Here is a 21989-nt window from a genome sequence, read left to right on the forward strand (position 1 = left end):
TTCATTCCGTATTTTTATCGATCTTCGTCCGCAATCCCAACGCCTTTACTTCGATCAGGATACTGTGGCCGGTCCGGTTTCCGATAGCCATCGGACTTGATCTCTTTGAGCAACTGCTTCACCGCGGCATCCAATTGCGGATCCTTCCCGTCCAACATTTTCGCAGGATCGTCGACGACTTCTTCGTCCGGATCGACACCGTGGCCTTCGATTCCCCACGTTCCGTCTTTCTCGTAGTAGGCAAACGTCGGCGCAGTGATTCCCGACCCATCGATCATCGAAGGGTTGCCAGAAATTCCGACCAGCCCACCCCAGGTTCGCATGCCGATCAGTTTTCCCAAACCAGCTTGCTTGAACAAAGCAGGGAACATGTCGCCACCGCTGCCCGCCATGCCGTTGATCAGCATGCACTTTGGACCGTGGTGAGCGTCTGGCGGCCAAGTCATGTCGCGTCCGTCACGCTTCGCCCAATAGTTCGTCACCGGACGGTTCAGAAGTTCGATGAACCGAGTCGGAATTTGGCCTCCGCCGTTCCAACGATCGTCAATGATTAGAGCCTCCTTCGCGGTTTGGCCGTAGAACTGACGGAACAGATCGTTCTGGCCAGGCACACCGGTGTTGACCAAATAAACGTAGCCAATCTTGCCCTTCGATTTCTCGTCCACGTAGGCTCGATTCGATTCGATCCAATGCCGAAAACGAAGCTGATCATCAGAGCCCATCGGCTTGATGACGACGCGTTTGTCTTCCGCATCCAGCTCTGAATCTTCACTGATGGTCAGCGTCGTGATCGCGCCGGCGAGTCCTTCAAACGCAGCATAAGGGCTCGTTTCGTCGCTCAACTCGACGCCGTTGACTTCCAGAATAAAGTCACCTTCCTTGATGCCGACTCGCCGCAGCGGGCTTCTGGCATCGGTGTCCCATTCGGCTCCTTCGAAGATCGTTCCAACGCGATAGCGACCGTCTTCGGACTCAAACGTGCAACCCAGCAGACCGACGTTGCTGCCCTTGGGAGCTTTGTCGACTTCGACGCCACGATAGTAGGCATGTCCAACATTGAGTTCCGCAATCATTTCGCCGATCACAAACCCGACATCGTCGCGCGACGTACAATCGTCCAACATCGATGCGTAGTGTTTGCGAATCGCTTTCCAGTCCACGCCGTGCATGTTCGGATCATAGAAATAGTCGCGTTCGATTCGCCACGCGTCCGTGAAAACCTGCTTCCATTCCTTCCGCGGATCGATCATGACATGCATGCCGGAAGTCGGGACGGTGTCTTCAAGTTTTTGGCCCGCAGACGCACTGACGACGTATCCTTTTTCGTCTTTGAAGACCAGCATTTTTTTGCCGTCTGCAGAGAGAGCAAAAATTCCGGTTCCGGAAACGACTGTTTTCTCTTCCGGTTCATCGTCGTGCATGTCGTAGAGCATGATCGAAGCACCTTCGCCAGACCGCACATAGATCAGCTGATTTTTGTCGTTGACGGCAAGTCGGCCGAGGCTGCCCTGTTCGATCGGAAGCTGAAACGAGCGTCGCGTGATGCCGTCGAAGTCAATTTCCAGCGGTTCGACCTTCTTCTTTTTCTTCTTGCTTTTACCTTCGCCGTCACTGTCGTCTTCGTCCTCGGATCGTTCGCCAGAGATCGGAATCTTCATCCCCTGCAATGTCACAGTACCCGACAATTCTCCGTCTTTTACCACGGCCTCAACGGTGACTTCGCCTTCCTCTCCGGCCTCAACAGTCAGCTTCAGCTTCCCACTGTCGGCGTCGAAAGAGCCCTCCGTGATTGTGGCTTCACCGCCCGGCGTGTCTGCACTGCCGGAAACCGATCCGTCGTTTGCCAGCTCAAGACTGAGAATCGCGTGACGAGCCTCTTTTGGAATCGCGTCCGAATCAAGCGTGATCGACCAAACACCACTCAGTGGATCGCTGTCGTCGCTTTCTTCGTCGTCGCTGTCGTCTTTTTTGTCATCGTCCTCTTCGGCATCACTGTCCTTGGAGTCCTTTGAATCTTTGCCCTCACTGTCTTCATCTTCCCATTCCTCTTCATCGCTCTCGGGCAGCATCGGCAATTCCACATCCGCACGCAGCGGCACTGCCAAAACGACTTGAGTATCCTTGTAGATGAACGACTGCCCGACGTCTTCGTACTCCGGTTTATTGAAGGAACGGGGACTGGTGAAATAAAGGAACTTTCCTTCCCGATCAAACACCGGGCTTTGTGCGTGGAAGAACCCGCTGGTGATCTGATGTTTTGATTCATCGCTCACGTTGTAAATCCACGCCGCGAACACACCGGCTTTGTCGTCGCCGCGGAGCGAATAGGTCAGCCAATTGGAATCGTGAGCCCAGCTGATGTCGGGAATATTCGCATGGGGATCGCGAGCCACCAATCGGGTCTCGCCATCAATGGTATGCAGATAGATCGCACCCGTTTTGTCTGTGAAAGCGATATGCTTTGAATCGGGTGACCAAACCGGGTCGCTGCGAAAGCACTCGCCATCGTCAGTCAGCTGTTTGGTTTCGCCGCGGCCATCGGATTGCGTTACATAGAGTTCGTACTCACCGGTTGCGTCAGCAAAGTAAGCAATCCAGCGCCCATCAGGACTCCACGTCGGATCTCTTTCGGCAACACCATCCGTTCGAGTCAGATTTCGCGGCGTGCCTTTTTCCGCCGGCAACGACCAGACGTCACCGCGAGCGCCAACACAGACGCGTTTTCCGGTTGGCGAAATATCGCCTGACTCCATAAACTTCGACGCGTCGATCTTTTGCTTGCGAAGCCTCGGACGATCACCAGGAATCGTGACTTCAACAACTTTGGATTCGCCAGACTTCAGATTCAACAATCTCAACTCGGAGCCAAGCGAAAATACGATTTCACCTTCGCCCTCAGCTCCAGGACCGATCGCCGGCCACTTGCAGTCGAACTGGTCGAAGGCCGTCACCTGAGTTCGATCTTTGGTTTCCGTGTCGTATTTCCAAATGTTCAGCCGCGACTCGGGGCCGTCGTCTGAAATGTAATACAGATCGCTTCCATGCCACATCGGAAGACTGTCGGTGCCATCGAAGTCCGTGATCTTTTCTGATTCATTGGTTTTCAAATTGAACAGCCAGACATCAGACGCCATTCCTCCGCGATAACGTTTCCAGGTTCGCTGGTCGCGAGAATGAGGCGTGTACGCCAACCACTTTCCGTCCTCCGAGATCGAACCGTTTGAGCCATACGGCACCGGAAGCTTCTTCGGCAGCGGTTGCTCCTGCGACACCGTAAACAGCTGCGGTTGCCGTTGCAGTCCAGCCATTCCGTTGGACATATACAGCACGCTTTTGCCGTCTGGCGTCCAGTCGCATACCCATTCGCTGGTCGGATGCCAGGTCCAGCGCTCAGGCAAACCGCCGGACGTTGGAATCACGTAGACGTCCGTGTTGCCGTCGTAGTTTCCCGTGAACGCAATCGACTTTCCGTCAGGACTGAATCGCGGAAACCGTTCGGCACCGTCCGGGCTGGCCAACGGCATCGCTGTTCCGCCATCGCGATCGACGATCCACAAATCGTTGGCAAACGAGAACACGATGTGCTGCTCGCTGACGTCGGGAAACCGCATCATCCCTGCCGACGGTTGGCTCTGGGCGTTCGCCAGATTGGCATGGCCGAATAACTGGCTGGCCAAAACGATGGCCGAAGAAAGTACAGCAAGCCGAATTTTTTCAGGGCTCATGAATCCAATTCCGAAGATCAAAGTTGCATATCTGATCTAAGGGTAACCTCGTCAAAGCCCGGAATGTTTCGAGCACTCGCCAATTTTTCCACAACACGAAAAAAGCCGCTATTCAGCGGCTGAGGTTTCTGGTTTTATGCGTGCGAGTTTTCCAATCCGTTTCGAAATTATTTGCTGTACTTCAGACGCACTTTGCCAGTTTTCCAGTTCTTTTTGAAGTAAGCGTGGTTGTGGAACTTGTAGTGAGCCTGATGCCAGTTCCATGCTCCAGCGTGATTCTGAATCAGGTACGTGTAAGGAACCCAGTAGCCGTCAAACAACACCCAGTATTTTCCGTTGTGCCAACAGACGTCGTAAGGAAAGTTGTGGAACTGGACAAGATACAAATTGGTGCGGACGGCAAAATGGTGTTGGGCCCGGATGTACTTGTGGCAAAAATGTTTGTTGTGGTGAGTCCCGTAATGGCCATGTCCGTGTTGGGCGTGTCCGTGGCCATGATGGATTTTGATCTTGTTGTTGTGGTGGTGACCTTTGTGGTTTCCGTTGTGCACTGAGAATTTGGCTCGTTGGTTTCCATTTGAGTTCTTTCCATTGCCACCGCCACCAAAGTGATGCTGGCCGCTGCCAAGGGAACTCTTAAAGTGATGCTGGCCACTGCCGAACTGCTGTCCGCCGCTGCTTCGTTTCATCTGGCCTGAGTTTCCTTTTCGGCCCGAGCCACCTTTGCCTTTTCCGCCGTTACCACCCTTTTGAGCAAACGCGTTGGCTGCACAGGCTGCGATCAGGACGACTGAAACGATGATGATTGCTTTGCGATTCATTTTTACTCTCCGAAAGGTTGATTTGATCCACAAAATCAACAGCGGAGAATGAAGCAGACTGTTACAGAAAAATTTTTGACACGGATTTTGCCGAGTCAAAAAGTCACCCCCGGATGAGCACGCAGCATCACCAGCAGCCCCAGTCGAGGCGAACTCAAGCCACAAAGCCTGCAGAAACAGGAATCGTTGGCCGCACCGCTGGGTGAAATTACTTGCAACAAATGACCCCAAACAGATGGCTTGTAAAAGAAAGCCATCTGGAAAGCAAACGTCGCGGAGCTGCTCCGGAACGACTACTTGTCGCCGGGTGACAGGAAGTTCTTCAGCGTATCTTCGAGGCCGCCGGGAAGTGGCAAGTCACCTGTGATCTCCTGCATCTGCTCGACGTGCAGCTCTTTGGCTTTCAGCGATGCCTGATTGATTGCGGCGGGAAGCAGATCAAGCAACATTTCGAAATCCGCTTTCTCGGTGATGACCGGGTCGACTTCGACTTTTGTGATCGTTCCCTGGCCGTCAGCGTGAACGGTGACCATGCCGCCACCCGCCGTTCCGGTCACGGAAAGCTGTTTCAGTTTCTCCTGGGCTTCCTGCATTTTCGGGCCCATTTCCTGAGCCTGTTTGATCATGCCCGCGATGTTGCCGAGGTTTCCGAGTCCTTTAAACATTCCTGAATCTCCTGGAAGGGTTGCGTTATCGAGGTAACTATACGTTTTGATCGGCGGCGGAGCAGCCCCAACGCGAACGAGGCTGATTTTACTGCTACAGAGCGGATATCGTCATTTTCGACAGTTGGCGTCGCGGCCGCGGATCGATTCGGGCGTCCGCAAAGTTGCTGATGGAAAGCCGGTCGGCCCTCCAGTCTGCGACGCCGGAGAATCTGGCTCTCGCCGTGAGCCGCACGGCGTTAGAATGAGCTCATGTCACCGATTCGAATTCCCATCAAAGTCGTCCCAGGAGCCTCCCGCACTCAAATCGCAGGCTGGCTGGGCGACGCACTGAAAGTCCGGGTGAGCGAACCGCCGGAAAAGGGGAAAGCCAACAAAGCGGTCTGCAAGCTGGTCGCAGGGAAGCTTGGTCTGTCAGCCGACTCGGTCCAGGTGGTCGGCGGGTCGACATCTGCCCGCAAAGTCATCGAAATCGAGGGAGTGTCGGCATCAGAATTTGAGGCCGCGTTCCCCAAGTGAGCTCGCAAAAGCATGCGAATCGCCGGTTTTGCGGCTAAATCGTGGAACCTTGCCTTTTCAAACCCCGGCGAAGTCAGTATTTTGTTGCACTCGTTTGGCAGAAATGCCGAACAAATGGCTTTGTGGTTGATCATGATCACAACTCATTTTGGCGGCATAGCTCAGTTGGTTAGAGCAGCGGAATCATAATCCGCGTGTCGGGGGTTCGAATCCCTCTGCCGCTACTTCCAGAAGCCCTTTGATATTGGCCTTTGCCACATCAAAGGGCTTTTTCTATGCGCTTATCTAGAGACGCACATCGAGGCCCAATCCTCTGTTTTGGTCTGTTTTTGTCCTCAGGCGCGCGCAGCTTGTGCGCAGGTTCCCATGCAGCCCAACTTCTTAATTTCGCGCCCAAATGATTGACTGTCAGTGACGGGGCATCGGTTGCTCCGGCGTCAATTTGATCCGGTGTTCAGCCGGAATTCTTCCTCACAATTCAAAGGAATATGCAGAGATGAACTTTTTAACCAAACTACTTTTGTTTGCCGCGGCTGGGTGGCCAATCGCCATCGACGTGCTATGTCCGAATGAGATCGTCCCAGCAGGAATAAGCATCGCGACCCAGTCATGCTTAGAACTTCCGCTCGCAAATCTAGATGATTCCGCAATTCGGCCACGAATCATGAGTGGGCCGCGAGCTATTTTTACGCGGAAAACTTCTGACCTCGACGTCGGCCACGAAAAAATCAGTTCGGATATAGAGGATGTGTTGCAGCTGATTGATGATCGCCAAATTGCAGCGATATGGATCTTCATTTCAATGCTTCCTCTTAGTTCCGCAACGGTTGGTGCGAGTGTCGCACTTGGAGACAACCGGCGGCAAGTTGTCGTCTGTATTGGGCGTCTTTCAAAAAAGAAGGACAGTGAAGAACAGACGAATGAGTCCATTGACACGTCTCTCGCAGTAGTCAGAAACAAGATTGATGAACTCTTCGGGACCGATGTCGAGATTGAAGAGCTAGCTGGAGTGGATTGGTCGCTGATCGCAGCACGACCCTAAAAGCAAAACAGGTGATCAAATTGGGAATCGTCATATGCGTGATGGTGGAAGACTTGAGTCGACTGTATCGGAACCCATTGTTGCAATACGAGTTTGTATTTTTCTGCGTTGACAACGGAGTGCGGTTTGTCAGCATCGCAGACAATCTGGACACCTTTGATGAGTATTGGGAATCCAACATGAGCGTCGCGGCGCTGAGGCACTCCATGCCTGCAGTTGATGCCCGGCGGCAGCAAGCTGCTAAACTCAATCCAAAAATGCGGCATATGAGATGCGGAAGCTTTCGCAAACAAGCTGAGTTCGCGTTGAAGGTTTTTAGCCTGCTTTGGGCGATTGGGGCGGGACAGATTTCTTCCTTAACTATTGGTAACGACTCGAATCAATTGCGTGAAAACAGTTCCGAAAGCTCGCAGTCATCAACGGAGTAAAAGCGTCGCTTTGGCGAAGACACTGTACTCTAGCGCTCACGCCCTGTCGCAAAACGACAAATGAAGCTAGACGATCACTTTTCGAAGGCTGCTACCATAAAAAGTAGTGTATCTGCCCATTTTATGAACGCGTTCGACTCGCGCGGAGGGGCAAGGAAACAATCTCCAGAGTGGCAGCGGCAATTTGAATAGCAGTCTTAAGTATCTGGCCGTTGATCTTGGCGGCGAAAGTGGCCGCGTGGTTTCGGGGGCATTTGATGGGAAAACAGTCGAGGTTGAAGAGCTGCATCGATTCGCAACGGGCGGCATAGAAGTTGATTCGACTTTGCGATGGGACATTCATCGAATATGGCAAGGAATCCAAGCGGGCCTGCAAACTGCCAATAAGAAGTATGACAAGATCGAAAGTGTCGGCGTTGATTCTTGGGGCGTCGACTATGTGCTGCTCGATGACAATGAGCAGTTGGTTGAGCTCCCCTATCACTATCGGGACCGGCGAAACATCGGCACGTTGGATCAGATCACTGAGATTGTGCCCAAGTCCGAACTGTTTGCGACCACTGGCATTCAGTTCATGGAGATCAACACGCTTTGCCAGCTCTTTGCCGGCCAGAGATGCGGCGATGCACTCAATAAATCACAACATCTGCTGACGATTGCGGATTACTTTCATTGGTGCCTCTGTGGTTCAAAAACTATTGAATTCACTTTCGCCACAACGACGCAATGCTTTGATCCGGTCAAAAGAAATTGGGCGACATCGCTCCTGGATCGTTTGAAAATCCCAACTCATATGCTGCCGGAAGTTGTTAGCCCCGGGACAAACCTTGGCAACGTTCGGGAGTCAGTCCAGAAGCAAACTGGAATAGGAAAAGTCCCCGTCATTGCACCCGCAACGCACGACACTGCGTCTGCGGTGGTTGCCGTGCCTGTCGCGACTTCCAGCGCAAAAAACTGGGCCTACATTAGTTCTGGGACTTGGTCGCTTGTTGGTTTGGAAGTTGATACGCCAGTCATTTCTGCGGAAGCACTGATGGCAAATGTGACGAACGAAGGTGGAGTCGACGGAACCTGGAGACTGCTCAAAAACGTCATGGGGCTATGGCTAGTGCAGCGACTGCGTTTGGCATTTTCATCGCGAGGCTTTGAGGCCAGCTACGAAAAACTCACCGAACTGGCTGGCCAAGCGACTTCAGCCGGATGCTTCATCGATCCTGACGACCCGTCGTTCCTGAACCCACCGAACATGGAAGAAGCAATCTTTCGGTTCTGCAATGAGACGGGACAAGCTCCGCCTGCGGACGAAGGTGAGATGGTTAAGTGCGTGCTAGAAAGTCTCGCCCTTCGATACAGCCAAGTATTGAAAGAAGTGTCTGCTCTGGCAAAAACCAGAATCGATGTCATCCATGTGGTTGGCGGAGGCTGCAAGAACATTTTGCTGAATCAATATATCGCTGGCGCAACGCAACTGCCGGTCGTTGCAGGTCCGAGCGAGGCAACCGCACTCGGGAACCTGATGATTCAATGCAAGTCAGCCGGGAAGATTGGCACCCTGGGTGATGTTCGCACCGTGATCCGCGATTCGGTTGAGCTGATCGAATTCGAGCCCACGGCTCTCACGTATTGGCAAGATGCGCTTGTGAAGTTCGAAGGCCTTTGCAAAAAACGCAACTCTCAGAATGTTGCCCAAGCAAGTGGTCTGTCAGAGCTGAATTGATGGGTAAAGCTTCTTTAGTTTTATTCTTGCATCGTCAGTTTTGAATTGCCAATCAACGGTTGCTTCCGACTCGTTTCTTCCACGGTTCCAGGCTGCAACCTGTTTTTCAAGTGTCTTTTTGGTTGGGATTCGCCTGTTGAGACATTGCTTTGCCAAAGAAGCCAGTTCGGTTTCGGCCATGTTGAGCCAGCTGCCGTGTTTGGGCGTATAGTGGATTTCCAACTTCTCGATCAACCGACGAGCCTCCTGCGGTTCAAAGGCCTCGTACAGTGAGCCAGGCTTGTGGGTGTTGAGGTTATCCATGACCAAGACAATTTTCTCCGCGTCAGGATCAAGCTCGTCAACAAGTTTCTTGACGACATGGGCGAAGTCAACTTTCGTTCGTCGATCGGTCACCTCGACGTGGCGCCACCCTGCCAGTGGCTCAAAAAGCATAAACAGGTTCGCAACACCGTTGCGTTTGTATTCGTAGTCCTCTCGAGCTGGAGTGCCCGGCTTGGCGGGGATTGGAGTTCGAGTTTCGCCAACGAGTTGCTTGCTCGTTTCGTCAAGACACACAACAGGACGTTTGGCGTCGTAGGGGCGTTGATACACCTCAAGGACATCTTCCATGGCAGCTACGAATTCAGCGTTCTTCTCGGGAGGGATCACCCACTGCTCCTTCAAGTGAGGCTTGAGTTCGTTTTTTTCAGCGTCTCGCGGACACACTCGTGGCTGACCGAGTCGACAACTTCCAAAGCGATCAGACGATCAGCAAGCAAACGCAATGTCCACCGACTTCTGCCCTCGGGAGCTTCACTACATGCAGTTGCAATCAACGTCGCCTCAGCTTTACCGTCAAGCTTACGATAAATTCGCTTGCCAGTGTTCTTGCGAAACACTGCCGACTCCAACCCCTCTTCGACGAACCGCCGACGAATGCGAAATACCGTCGAAAGGCTCACTCCGGAAAACTCTGCGTTCTCCTGATCAGTCTTTCCCTGGTCGGCTTTGAGCAGAACGCGAGCTCGACCAAGAACAGAAACCGACTTACCGCCTTTGCGAATCAAGTCTTTGAGTAAATGACGTTCGCTATCAGTCAAATCAACAACAAAACGTTCTGACTTCGTTTTCATCTCGCCCTCCGTGGCAAAAAAGAAGACAATGAACGATAGCCAAAAACTAGTCAACTCAACTTTGACAGACTACTAGTTAAGCTTAACCGAACGTCCGCTTGTTGGGTTTCATGACTCAGCGAGTGCCAGCCTGCTTACTCTTCGCCCAACGTGGTACCTGTAAAATTAGCTCCGGCACGCCTCCAGCATCTCTCTTGCGGCGACGTTCATATAGTGATTGTCATTAGTTGAATTGTCGCATTCGGGAAGCCGGGAATTCATGCTCCTTGTGCGGGACCGCGAATTTTTAGCCAAAACAGCTTGGAAATCGATCTGGCTTGTCGCAAATGGACATTCTATTGGCTCGAAGTACACTGTTTGGTTTGGTATGATGCCGCTTTGCCGGCCTTTGAGGGTCGTACACGGGACGTCAACCACCCTTCACAGATCGCACCACAGTCGGCCATGGCGGATTCTGACAGCTCCACATTCAACTACCTTCCGGTGCCCGAAATCGTCAACCGACTTGGGCTCTACGTGACAGGTGCAGGGACAGACATCGTGCCCGCCGGAGCTGCTTACCCGAGGCAAAACCATCCTGAGCTGTATCACTTTTCGTGGCATGCTGGCCGAGTGCTTCCTGAATTTCAATTCGTATTTGTAGCGGCAGGACGAGGCGAATTCGAATCGCGAGAAACAGGGCTGCAGGAAATCAAACCTGGGACGATCATGATGCTCTTCCCAGATGTGTGGCATCGCTATCGGCCGCATCCAGGGACTGGCTGGACGGAGTATTGGATCTCGCTTGGCGGAGACCTGCTGTTTCAGTGGTTGGGTCGCGGGCTTTTCGATCCGAATCGTCCGCTGACAACTTTGCGTCAGCCCGGGAAGACAATTGAAAAATATGAAGACGTGATCGACTTCGTGATGAGTCGCCCGGAACAGGATGCTCCGATGCTGACGGCCCATGCTATGGCGCTGATCGCGAGTGCTTTGGAGCAAGCCCAGACATCTGTTGAATCAATCAATTCGAAAGACGATCTCGATCGATCGGACAATCCGCTGGTCACCGAAGCATTGCGAGTCATTTGGAATAACAGCCATCAACGTGTCTCTGTTGACATGATTGCAAAGCAGCTTGGCGTCACGCGACGAACCCTGGAGCGGCACTTCAAAAAGCATCTTGGACGAACACTGTTGCAGGAGCTTGTTGCCTGTCGAATTCAACGAGCGAAGAGGCTCCTTCGTGAGACGCATGTCCCGATCAAGTATGTTGCCCACGCCGCCGGTTTTAGTTCTCTTCCGAATCTCTGCAAAGTTTTTCGCCGCGAAGTCGGCACGACGCCCGGCAGCTATCGCGAGGCGGCAGCTATGAAACAGAGTGCTCGTCGATGGCCGAATTCGTCGGCTGCCGCGGCGCCCGAAGATGTCGCTGAAGTGTCGCAAAACGGCACGTGAAACAAAAGCATCAGTTCGCTCAGTTTCGTTACGTTTCCAAATCAACAAACACCAAGATACTCCCTAGACCCTTGAGGCAATCATTTGACTACGGCAAGATTCAGATGGGCACTGGCAACGTTGATCGCTTTGACGTGCCTTTCTTCGCTGCAAGCGCAAGACGCAATTCCAGAATTGATTCTGAAACCATCGATTGCTGATGGGCAGTTGTCGCACGATGCCATGCTGAGCCGCGGGTACACGCCGCTGTTCAACGGTAAGGACCTGAGCGGCTGGCGGAATCCATACCCGTTCGGCGAAGCCAAAGTTGTTGACGGCGAAATCCACTTGATGGCGAACAAGAAGTTCTTTCTTGTGACAGAGAAGAAGTACTCCGACTTTCGACTGAGCGTTGAGATCAAGCTGCCGGAAGGAAAAGCTAACTCCGGCGTGATGTTCCGCTGCCACGTCGATCCGGAAGCAAAGAAGAAAGTCTTTGGCTATCAAGCCGAATGCGATGGCTCCGACCGAAAATGGTCCGGTGGATTGTACGACGAAAGCCGTCGTGGTTGGATTTGGCCAAGCGCCGAAGGTCGGTCAACGGATCAGTTTCTTGAGCATGCGGAAGAGTCAAAAGAATTCTTCAAGCAACCTGCCATCGCAGACGCTCTGAACCGCAATGGCTGGAATCGTTTCGAGATCACTTGTATCAAAGACTTGATCACGATTGAACTCAACGGTGTGCAGACAGTACGGTTTCGCGATCCAACCGACGCCAGTGGCTTCATTGCGATTCAGCATCATGGCGAGAAAGGCCAGACGTACCGATTTCGCAATCTGTTCATCAAGGAGCTGCCTGAGATCCCAGCGGAGGACCATGTTTCGCTAACAGATCAAGAACCCGTTTCGATCAAACGCGTTGATGAGAAAACAACGCTGATTGATTTCGGCAAAGTCGCGTTCGGAAACATCGTGATGCCAGTTCCGCCCGGACGCGGAAAAGGCAACGTGCACTTCGGCGAAAAGCTCAAGAAAGGTCGCATCGATCGGGAGCCACCAGGAACCGTTCGATACGGCGTGACTCCAATTCGGTTTGGGCAACAGCGAGGCAACTGGGTTGTGCCGGCTCCGAATGACGATCGAATCGTGCAGCAAGCCGGCTTGATGTACGCCAATCCGCCAGCTGTTTTACTGCCCGATCACTGGGGAGCAGTGACACCGTTTCGATGGATTGAAATCGAAGGCGTTGAAGAGGATTTTCCGTTTGAGCTTATTCGCCGAAGAGCCGCGTTTTCATCGACTTGGAATGAAGAAGCCAGTGCCTTTGAGAGTTCAGACGAAACGCTCAACCGGATCTGGGATCTTTGTAAGTACAGCCTCAAGGCAACGACCTTCGCTGGCGTTTACGTCGATGGCGACCGTGAACGCATTCCTTATGAGGCCGATGCCTACTTGAATCAGCTAAGCCACTACACGACCGACGATGACGTCACGATGGCCGCTCGTACTTTCGACAGGTTGATGGAGAACGGGACTTGGCCAACTGAATGGTCACCGCACATGGTGTTCATGGCTCACGCTCAGTGGATGTATTCAGGCGACATCGAATGGCTACGTCAACGCTACGAAAGTCTCAAGTCCAAGACGCTAATGCATCGAAGCGGCGAAGATGAACTGGTTCGCAGCGGAGAATTGGACCAGAAGCGTCATGACATCGTGGACTGGCCCAAGAAAGAACGCGACAATTTCGTGTTCACGGAAATCAACACCGTCGTCAACGCGTTTCACATCGAAGCGCTCCAGCAGATGGCAGAAATGGCCCAAGCGGTTGGCAAAGAGGAAGACGCGAAGGCTTTCGTGGCACGAGCAGAGATGGCCAAAGCCGCGTTTCAGAAAACTTTGTTCGACGACGCTGAGGGAATCTATCGCGATGGAGTCGGGACGGACCACAGCAGCATTCACGCGAACTTTTTCCCGCTCGCGTTTGGGCTGATCCCGGAAGACAAAAAAGCCGGCGTCATCGAATGGCTTAAAGGGAAGGACATGGCGTGCAGCGTTTACGCAGCACAATATTTCATGGACGGCTTGTTCACCAATGGTTGTGACTCAAAAGCCCTTGAGCTGATCCTTGCTGACGGCGACAGAAGTTGGAAGCACATGGTCAACAGCGGAACCACGATCACGTGGGAAGCTTGGGGGCTGAAATACAAGCCCAACCAGGACTGGAATCACGCGTGGGGAGCAGCGCCGGCCAACCTGTTGCCGCGTTTCGTGTTGGGCGTTCAAGTTGGTTCGCCGGGTTGGAAGACTGCGAACATTCGACCATGCCCCGGCGGTTTGAAATTCGCTCGTGGAAAAGTTCCGACTTCTCAAGGCCCGATTGAAGTCGACTGGGAAAACGGAGATCAGTTCAAGCTTGAATTGACCCTGCCAGACGGCATGTCAGCTAAAATCGAAATTCCTGCGACAGATTCCAGCAAGAGCGTTGTTGTCGATGGACAGAGCGCTGAAGCGACCGAGGAAGACGGCCGCTGGATCTTGAAGGAACCCGTCACAGGCAAAGTCACAATTGAATCAAAGTAATTCCAAGATATCCGACATGACAACAAGTTCAGTTCAATCGACAATACAAGCCCGAAGCGCAAGCGAGTGGTTTAGCCGCACGAGGCTTGTGGTGTTTTTGGCTCAGTCAATTGAAAAAAATTGGCAGGTATGCAGACGAACCACTCGCTTGCGCTTCGGGCTTGTATTTCTTTTGTTGACTGCGACCTTCGGCTTCGCCAGTACCGCGTCTGCTCAAGACAATTTCGAACAAATCTTCAACGGCAAAGACCTCAGCGGCTGGTCCGGGCTGGAAAAATTCTGGTCCGTGAAAGACGGAGCCATCTTTGGTCAGACGACCAAAGAAAACCCGACAGACGCGAACACGTTCCTTGTCTGGCAAGGCGGCGATGTCAGTGACTTTGTCTTTAAGACGAAAGTTCGCTTTTCCGGCAACAACACCGGAGTCCAATACCGCAGCGAGCTCGTTGATGCGGACAAGTTCTCGGTTAAGGGTTACCAGGCGGACTTGCACAAGAAACCTGAATTTTACGGCATGCTCTACGCCGAAAAATGGCGTGGCATTGTCGCGAAACGCTTTCAGAAAGTCGAAGTCGGCAAGAACGGCAAACCGAAAGTCGTCGGTGCGGTTGGCGACAGAAATCAAAAGTTGGTTGACTCCGAGTGGAACGAACTGACGATTATCGCTGTCGGCAATCGGCAGATTCATCAAGTCAACGGGATCACGACGATGGACCTGACTGATGATCATCGTGAAGCCAAACGCAAAGGCATTCTGGCTTTGCAATTACATCGCGGCCCGGCGATGACGGTTGAATTCAAGGATGTTCAGCTCCGACATCTTTCTGGTGATGACGCGACGAAGACGATCAACGCGGCGATTGAAAACAGCAAGCCAGCACAAGCCACGAACGATGCAAAAGATGGTGTCGTTGATTGGATTTCCCAATCCCCTGGCCCAAAGTGGATTTGGCGTAAGGACCAGCCAACATCTGACGCTCCGCTTTATCTGCGGCATCATTTCATGCTGCCTGGAAAGAAGAGTAAAAAATCCGTCAAAGCGGCTCGGCTCTATTTCACCTGCGACAACGGAGCTGATGTTTGGATCAATGGAAAAAACGCAGGGAAGTGTTCCGACTGGATGAATCCCGTTTTGGTGCCCAACGCAAAGAAGCTTGTTCGGGCGGGCAAGAATCAAATCGCTGTGGAAGCTGCCAATCGAGGAGGCCCGGCAGCGTTTGTCTTCAAGTTGGCTATTGAATTTTCAGATGGAACAACCCGAACGGTCACCTCCAACAAGTCGTGGAAACTTTCTGACGCGAAGCCTGAAAGTTGGAAAGAGCAAAACTTCGACGATTCAAAATGGGATGCAGCCCTGAACATGCTGGGGGACTTTGGCATTGCTCCTTGGGGAAAGCCAGGTGTGGGGCAGGCGAAAGGCAACGCTTCTGCAGAAGCAAATGAACTGTTCGTCGCCGACGGCTTCAAAGTTGAATTGGTTTACAAAGTCCCCAAGGCGACTGAAGGAAGTTGGGTTTCGCTGACGGTCGACGACCAAGGCCGCTTCTACGCCAGCGATCAGGGAGGTGCTGGCCTGTTTCGATTCACCGTCACTGAACCAGTAAGTACGGCCAGTTCGGGTAAGCCGAAAGTAAACGTCGAAAAGATGCCTGTCGATGTTTCCGGTGCACATGGAATGGTTTGGCACAACGGTGCGCTTTACTTCAACCGTAGCGACACGCCACTGTACAAGCTCACGGACTCGACCGGTGACGGCTTGCTCGACAAAGCCGAACAGCTTTCGGTTTCCCGAGGCGGTGGCGAGCACGGAAACCATGCGTTGATCGTTTCCGAAGACGGCAAACACATCTACGTCGATGCGGGTAATCACACCAATTTGCCGGACGAATCGCAAATCTCGGGTTCGAGAGTTCCGTCATGGGACGAGGATTTGCTTTTGCCGCGTGAATGGAATGCCAGCGGTCATGCTCGCGGGCGAATGGCACCCGGAGGTTGGATCACGAAATTTGATCCTGAATCGAACAAGCACGAAGTCTACTCGATTGGATACCGAAACCAGTACGACATCACGCTCAACCGAGCCGGCGATCTGTTCACTTACGACGCTGACATGGAATGGGATCTCGGTTCGCCTTGGTATCGTCCGACGCGAATCAACCATGCCGTCAGCGGTTCCGACTACGGTTGGCGAAGTGGATCCGGAAAGTGGCCAGCCTACTACGAAGACAGTTTGCCCGCCGTTTTGAATATCGGACCGGGCAGTCCAACCGGAGTCGTTAGTGGCGCGGGGGCAAAGTTTCCACCCAAGTACCAAGACGCGATCTTCGCATTGGATTGGACGTTTGGAATGATCTACGCGGTTCACCTTGAACCCGATGGTGCTGGTTGGCGAGGCAAACAGGAAATCTTTTGCAGCGGCGCTCCACTGCCAGTGACCGATGCAGTCGTCGGCAAGGATGGAGCACTCTATTTTGCGACCGGTGGTCGAGGCACCGATTCTTCGGTCTATCGAATCAGCTACGTGGGCAAAGAATCAGTCGAGTCTGTTGAAGCTGAGATTCCCGGCGGAAAAGTTCGAGCGCTACGCCGGAGACTGGAAGCCTTTCACGGTAAAGAGGATCCCAACGCTGTCAAAACCGCTTGGCGGCATCTCGCCAGCGAGGACCGTTGGCTGCGGCACGCTGCTCGAATTGCCATCGAGTCTCAGCCTGTCGATCAATGGACGAAAAGGTACTTCAAGGAGTCCGACGAACAGGCTGCGATCGCCGGTGCTGTGGCTTTGGCTCGCAGCGGGGACGAATCGTATCGAAACAAACAGATCTACAAACTGCTGCAATTCGATCCGGGAAAATTGTCGGACTCGAAACTACTTGGGCTTTTGCGAGCCTACGCTCTGACTTTCATTCGCTTGGGCGAACCTTCAACAACGCAGCGTGAACTGTTGCTCGCGGAGCTCAGCCCGCACTTTCCTCATGCCAACAAAAACGTGAACACAGAATTGGTTCGTGTTTTGGTTTACTTGAAGGCACCGGACATCATCGAAAAAACGCTGCCCTTGCTGGCCGACGCAAAAGCGACTCGTCCTTTCTGGGCGGAGCAGATCGATTTCTCCAGTAATCCTCGTTACGGAAATCGAATCCAGCAAGTCCTCGACAATCAGCCTCCGTCACATGAAATCAACTACGCGTTCATGCTTCGCAACATCCGCGAAGGCTGGACCATGGAGCAGCGGCGGGACTACATCACGTTTATCAACACGGCCGCGAAATACAACGGCGGCGTCAGTTACGGAAAATTCCTGACCGATTTGCGAAACGAGTTTCTTAGCTATATGAACAACGACCAGCGTAAACAATTGGCTGACATTAGCGACGAGGACTTCAATCCAATTCCGCAATTCGAAATTACGCCGCCGAAAGGGCCTGGTAAGAAGTGGACGCAAACTGAAGCGGCGAAGTTGGTGACCAGAGAAAACCTAAGCAACGCCGACTTCAAAAGCGGTCGCAACCTGTTTCATTCAATGAAGTGTGCGACTTGTCATCGTTTCGATGGTCTTGGCGGTGATGTGGGGCCTGACCTGACAACGGTGCAAAACAAGTTCGACGCCAACTATTTACTTGAGTCGATAATCGAACCCAGCAAAGTCATCAGCGATCAGTACAGTTCAAAGCTTGTCTTATTGGATGATGGCCGGCAGTTTACGGGCTTGGTGATTCGCAAAGAAGACAAAGTCGAAATTTACCCGGTGCAAGAGACAGTAGAGGATCTGGAGCCAGTCGTTGTTGATGCGGATGAAGTTGAAGCCATGAAGGATTCGACGGTTTCGCAGATGCCTGCTGCGATGCTCGATTCGCTCAACGAAGAAGAACTTCGCGATCTGACTGCCTACTTATTGTCCAGTGGAAACCCAAAAGCAAAGGTTTATCGAAAGCGATGAGAGAGAGTGCACCGGGTGCCATGGTTCACGCTTGCGCGACCATGCCTCGTTTAGGCATCACCCGAAGTGAAAAGTTCGACACTTCAGCATGCTCATTCTTCACGTGAGAATCGCGAAATTGGAACTAACTGGAACTCCCGAAAGACGAATCAAATAACGAGGAACACTATGACAACCACCCGCAGGAATTTTCTCTCAACGACAATCGCGGCCGGAATAACGACATCGGTCGCTCCGCGATTACTCGGCGCAGCCAATGCAAACGACGAGATCGGACTTGGCTTCATCGGCTGCGGTGCTCGCGCCAACAAGTTGATGGATCAGTTTGGTGAAGTCACTGGCGTCAACATCGTTGCGGTATGCGATCCCGATGCGGAACGCTTGGCCAAAGCCAAGGAACGATTTCCGTCCGCAAACGCCTCCAAGGACATGCGAGACCTGATTGCCGACAAAAGCGTCGACGCCGTCGTGGTTGTAACCTGCAATCATTGGCATTGCCTGGCCGCCATCTGGGCAATGGAAGCTGGCAAAGATGTGTACGTCGAAAAGCCACTTTCTCACAGTCAGTGGGAAGGCGAACAAGCCGTCGCTGCGGCGCGAAAATACGATCGAATCTGCCAGATTGGAACTCAGCAACGCTCCGATCCAATGCAAGCCGAGATCAAGAAGTTTCTCCACGAAGAAAAAGCCCTTGGCGAGATCAAAGTCGCCCGAGTAAATCGCTACGGCGTTCGCAAGCAAATTGGCAAACGCGACAAGCCGCTGTCGATCTCAAAGAATGTCGACTACGACTTGTGGCTTGGGCCGGCACAAAAAACACCGCTGTTCCGTGACAAGCTGCAATACGATTGGCACTGGGACTGGAACACTGGCTCGGGAGAGATGGGAAACTGGGGCGTGCACGTTCTCGATGATGTGCGGAACAATGTCTTTCAGGATTCTGTTGCCCTACCGATTGGAGTTCTGGCTGGCGGCGGTCGCCTGGTCTACAACGATGCCGGACAGACCCCCAATGTGCACTTCGCCTATTTCGATACGGGTGACATTCCTGTCGTGATCGGATTGTCCAACTTGCCAGTGGCTCGTGGATCCAAAGACAGCCCCAAGCACCCCGGGCCTGCCAGTGGCTACGTTGCCTTTTGCGAAGGTGGTCGATTTGAAGGACAGCGAGGTCGCGGCAAAGCGATCGACGCCAACGGTAAAGTCATCAAAGAGTTCAAAGGCAATCGTGGCGATGTGGTGCACCAATCAAACTTCATCGATGCTGTACGAAGCCGCGACAGATCGATGCTCAACGCGGAAGTAGCCGTGGGCAACGACAGCACTGGCTGGTGCAACCTCGCGAATCTGGCACTCCGTGCCGGCGGATCGTTCAGCAAAGACGTTGCCAATCAGGTTGAACTTCAGGAGTGGCAAAACTTATTGGCTTCGATGGACAAACATTTGGAAGCTCATGATCTGTCTTTGGACAGCGAAGGGATTCAGCTGAGTCCGATGCTGAAGCTGGACCCAAAGTCCGGAAAGTTTGTCGGTGACGATGCCGACACAGCCAACCGGCTGCTCAAGCGTGAATACCGCAAGGGTTTCGAAGTCCCCGAGTTGGCTTGAGTTAGCAATGCAGAAGCACGAATCAGATACAGATCGCATGCTTGTTCATAGTACCGCCTTCAGGCTGAGAATGGACTCGCAATACGAGCCCGAAGCGCAAGCGAGTGGTTTGACCGCGCATCTCCAACGACTCACCGCAACAATTAAAGCAACGAGTTTGAGTAACCGAACCACTCGCTTGCGCTTCGGGCTTGTATCTCTCGATGCCCTAATTGCGCCGGCTGCCATCGCCGCATTAACTCTTCTGCTTCTCGCTTCTTCTCTTACACAAACCACCTTCGTCGACGACCAGGTTCGCCCACCCACGGGAAGGCTTGCCATTGTCGCCGATGGAAATTCGCCAGATCCTGACGACATCGGTGCAACGGCTGTGATGTTTGGGCTGCTCAAGGCAACCAATCTGCAAGACCGGCTGGTCCATCTTTCACACTCCTGCGACTTGAAGCCGACGGATCGAATTTCGGCTGCGGATGAACTTCGCCGGCAACAAGTCCTTGATCAAGTATGCCGTGAAGGAGTCGAGCAGTTTGGTCGCTTCAACAATCTTGCTGGCTTTTTCAACTGTCGCACTCAGCAAAAAGCAGCGGTCGAGGATTTGCGGAAGGCGATCAGTGAATCCACTGAGGAAAATCCGCTGTGGATCATCGAAGCCGGCGAACCTGACATCATTGGCTACGCGTTGGAAGCGGCGGACGCGTCGAAGACAAAGTTCGTTCACGTCATATCTCATCATCCCGCGAACGACAACGCGGGCGATTTCTTTAAGTGGCAACAGATTCTTGACTTTGGTGTGCACGAACATCAAATCGGAGATCAAAACGTTGGGCTCAAGACGGAGACCAGTCAATGGGATTGGGCGCAGAGTCACGATGATGCAAAACTGAAATGGATTTGGAAGCAGCTTGCCTACGCCGAACAGGATGGTATCGTCAAATTTCAGACCAACAAGTTCGATTGCTCCGACGCTGGCATGTTGTATTGGTGGATCACGGGTGCCAACAATGGCGGTGATGCTCACGCGACTCCGGCTGAAATCAAGGCGATGCTTTTGAGCATGGAGTCAAAACGGCTGCCTGACATCGTTGTCTATCTGGCCGATGATCTTTCCGCGTCGGATTTGTCACTTTACGGCGGAACAAACATCAAGACACCAGCCATCGATCAATTAGCCGCCGAAGGCATGACCTTCAACCGTGCGTTCGTCGCCAGTCCGTCTTGCGCATCCAGTCGAGCCGCTTTGCTCACTGGGTTGATGCCGGCTCGAAACGGTGCGGAGGAAAACCACAGCTATCCGCGAGAGGAAGTTCTGAAACTCCCAACCGTGCTCAACAAGCTCGGCTACCAAACCGCCGCCTTCGGGAAAGTCGCTCACCTTCGCAGTGCACCCGACTATCACTTCGACGTCCACGATCGAAAACAGCACATTCCTGAGCTTCGTGAAACCGTTAAGTCATTTTTGGAAACTCGAACTGACAAACGTCCGCTGGCACTGTTCGTCGGAGTTTCTGATCCTCACGTGCCGTGGCCGAGTGAATCAACCGTCGACCCGCAGGCGATGTCGCTTCCGCCAAAATTGCTTGACACGCCACGAACCCGAGTCCAGCGTTCGCGGTATTTGCAGGAAGTCATCAATCTTGACGCATATCTTGGCGAGCTTCGAGAACTGACGGACAAACATATGTCGAAGGACAAACTGTTTGTGTTCTCCAGTGATCATGGAGCTCAGTTTCCGTTCGGAAAATGGACACTGTACGACGAAGGCATCCACGTTCCATTGATTGTTGCTCATTCGAGCAAGATTAAAGCTGGCTCGCGTACTGATGCGATGGTTAGCTGGATCGATGTTTTGCCAACGCTGATCGAAGCCGGCGGCGGAGAAGTGCCGGATGGCTTGGACGGTCGTTCGTTTCAAAACGTCCTTTATGGTGAAACTGATACGCATCGGAGTCGAATTTTCACAACGCACAGCGGCGATCAGCTGATGAACGTTTACCTCAGTCGGTCGGTGCGAACGGATCGGTACAAGTTTATTTGGAATCCGCATCCTGATTTCGCATTCACGACACATATCGAGATGTTGCTGCGCGAAACATCGGGCGACTACTTTAAGCAATGGACGGAGCTGGCCAAAACTGATTCGCATGCAGCAGAAGTTGTTGCTCGCCATCACGGTCGGCCCGAATTTGAGCTGTTTGATTTGAAGCAGGATCCGAATGAACAATCCAGTCTTGCAGACGATCCGAAGCTTGCGGATGTGAAAGAGAAGCTGTTTGGCGAGCTTAAAGAATGGATCAAAAGCCAGAACGATGAACTGACGGTATTCCATGAGCCTCTGATGCTTGACGCGCCGGAGACGTGGGTGCCGCGGAAGAAGCGGAAACGAGAACAATCGAAATAGAGACATGCAAAGAAC

The 21989-nt window shown here is 52.8% G+C and carries 12 protein-coding genes, 1 tRNA gene and 1 pseudogene; 10 read left to right on the forward strand and 4 right to left on the reverse strand.

The genetic code is table 11. The annotated features are described in order from the left end of the window. Nucleotides 1–14: 14 nt before the first annotated feature. The 3 genes from MFFC18_RS12900 to MFFC18_RS12910 all read right to left on the reverse strand — a co-directional run bounded on the left by MFFC18_RS12900 (nucleotide 15) and on the right by MFFC18_RS12910 (nucleotide 5211). The gene (locus tag MFFC18_RS12900; protein WP_148618855.1) at nucleotides 15–3725 is read right to left on the reverse strand and encodes a S41 family peptidase; all 3711 of its coding nucleotides are present in this window, start codon (nucleotides 3723–3725) and stop codon (nucleotides 15–17) included. Between the two features lie 167 nt (nucleotides 3726–3892). Then, nucleotides 3893–4546 (reverse strand): hypothetical protein, encoded by a 654-nt coding sequence (locus MFFC18_RS12905; RefSeq protein ID WP_148618856.1) that lies wholly within the window; start codon nucleotides 4544–4546, stop codon nucleotides 3893–3895. A gap of 293 nt (nucleotides 4547–4839) precedes the next feature. After that, entirely contained in the window at nucleotides 4840–5211 is a 372-nt protein-coding gene (locus MFFC18_RS12910) for a YbaB/EbfC family nucleoid-associated protein (protein ID WP_075082916.1), read from the reverse strand. A 252-nt stretch (nucleotides 5212–5463) separates the two neighbouring features. Here MFFC18_RS12910 and MFFC18_RS12915 point away from each other — a divergent pair, with 252 nt between their 5' ends. The 5 genes from MFFC18_RS12915 (at nucleotide 5464) to MFFC18_RS12935 (ending at nucleotide 8917) form a co-directional block, all read left to right on the forward strand. Continuing rightward, on the forward strand, nucleotides 5464–5730 hold the full coding sequence (locus tag MFFC18_RS12915; RefSeq protein WP_075082917.1) for a DUF167 domain-containing protein: 267 nt from the start codon (nucleotides 5464–5466) through the stop codon (nucleotides 5728–5730). A gap of 150 nt (nucleotides 5731–5880) precedes the next feature. Then, nucleotides 5881–5954: transfer RNA gene (locus MFFC18_RS12920), tRNA-Met, on the forward strand. 272 nt (nucleotides 5955–6226) lie between these two features. Further along, nucleotides 6227–6772: a hypothetical protein gene (locus MFFC18_RS12925; protein ID WP_075082918.1), complete on the forward strand. Its 546-nt coding sequence runs from the start codon at nucleotides 6227–6229 to the stop codon at nucleotides 6770–6772. 119 nt (nucleotides 6773–6891) lie between these two features. Beyond that, nucleotides 6892–7200, forward strand: a complete 309-nt coding sequence (locus MFFC18_RS12930) for a hypothetical protein (protein WP_157665060.1) — start codon at nucleotides 6892–6894, stop codon at nucleotides 7198–7200. Nucleotides 7201–7384: 184 nt separating this feature from the next. Further along, nucleotides 7385–8917, forward strand: a complete 1533-nt coding sequence (locus MFFC18_RS12935; RefSeq protein ID WP_075082920.1) for a rhamnulokinase — start codon at nucleotides 7385–7387, stop codon at nucleotides 8915–8917. On the opposite strand, the gene MFFC18_RS12940 is transcribed toward MFFC18_RS12935, so the two are convergent. Beyond that, nucleotides 8903–10032 (reverse strand): IS630 family transposase gene (locus MFFC18_RS12940; RefSeq protein ID WP_202907504.1). Its coding sequence is split into 2 segments (ribosomal slippage): nucleotides 8903–9606 and nucleotides 9606–10032, totalling 1131 coding nucleotides; the frame shifts between segments, so codons are not numbered across the junction. The two genes, MFFC18_RS12935 and MFFC18_RS12940, sit on opposite strands and share 15 nt — an antisense overlap. Nucleotides 10033–10476: 444 nt before the next feature. Between MFFC18_RS12940 and MFFC18_RS12945 the strand changes: the two genes are divergently transcribed. From MFFC18_RS12945 to MFFC18_RS12965, 5 genes and pseudogenes are all read left to right on the forward strand, one after another. Beyond that, nucleotides 10477–11469, forward strand: a complete 993-nt coding sequence (locus MFFC18_RS12945) for an AraC family transcriptional regulator (protein WP_148618858.1) — start codon at nucleotides 10477–10479, stop codon at nucleotides 11467–11469. Nucleotides 11470–11691: 222 nt separating this feature from the next. Continuing rightward, nucleotides 11692–14031: a family 78 glycoside hydrolase catalytic domain gene (locus MFFC18_RS12950; RefSeq protein WP_084416877.1), complete on the forward strand. Its 2340-nt coding sequence runs from the start codon at nucleotides 11692–11694 to the stop codon at nucleotides 14029–14031. Between the two features lie 175 nt (nucleotides 14032–14206). Further along, complete coding sequence (locus MFFC18_RS12955) at nucleotides 14207–17968, forward strand: family 16 glycoside hydrolase (protein WP_238381191.1); 3762 nt, start codon at nucleotides 14207–14209, stop codon at nucleotides 17966–17968. A gap of 168 nt (nucleotides 17969–18136) precedes the next feature. Then, entirely contained in the window at nucleotides 18137–19576 is a 1440-nt protein-coding gene (locus MFFC18_RS12960) for a Gfo/Idh/MocA family protein (RefSeq protein WP_075082924.1), read from the forward strand. A gap of 1063 nt (nucleotides 19577–20639) precedes the next feature. After that, nucleotides 20640–21974 (forward strand): annotated as a pseudogene (locus tag MFFC18_RS12965) (sulfatase family protein); the annotation flags it as partial. Nucleotides 21975–21989: the final 15 nt, after the last annotated feature.

Origin of the sequence: Mariniblastus fucicola (assembly GCF_008087665.1) — a bacterium.
Taxonomy (GTDB): domain Bacteria; phylum Planctomycetota; class Planctomycetia; order Pirellulales; family Pirellulaceae; genus Mariniblastus; species Mariniblastus fucicola.

Excerpts from the sequence above, each read along its gene's own strand:
- MFFC18_RS12900 (WP_148618855.1), bottom strand. The coding sequence starts at position 3,725 with ATGAGCCCTGAAAAAATTCGGCTTGCTGTACTTTCTTCGGCCATCGTT.
- MFFC18_RS12905 (WP_148618856.1), bottom strand. The coding sequence starts at position 4,546 with ATGAATCGCAAAGCAATCATCATCGTTTCAGTCGTCCTGATCGCAGCC.
- MFFC18_RS12910 (WP_075082916.1), bottom strand. The coding sequence starts at position 5,211 with ATGTTTAAAGGACTCGGAAACCTCGGCAACATCGCGGGCATGATCAAA.
- MFFC18_RS12915 (WP_075082917.1), top strand. The coding sequence starts at position 5,464 with ATGTCACCGATTCGAATTCCCATCAAAGTCGTCCCAGGAGCCTCCCGC.
- MFFC18_RS12925 (WP_075082918.1), top strand. The coding sequence starts at position 6,227 with ATGAACTTTTTAACCAAACTACTTTTGTTTGCCGCGGCTGGGTGGCCA.
- MFFC18_RS12945 (WP_148618858.1), top strand. The coding sequence starts at position 10,477 with ATGGCGGATTCTGACAGCTCCACATTCAACTACCTTCCGGTGCCCGAA.
- MFFC18_RS12950 (WP_084416877.1), top strand. The coding sequence starts at position 11,692 with ATGCTGAGCCGCGGGTACACGCCGCTGTTCAACGGTAAGGACCTGAGC.
- MFFC18_RS12960 (WP_075082924.1), top strand. The coding sequence starts at position 18,137 with ATGACAACCACCCGCAGGAATTTTCTCTCAACGACAATCGCGGCCGGA.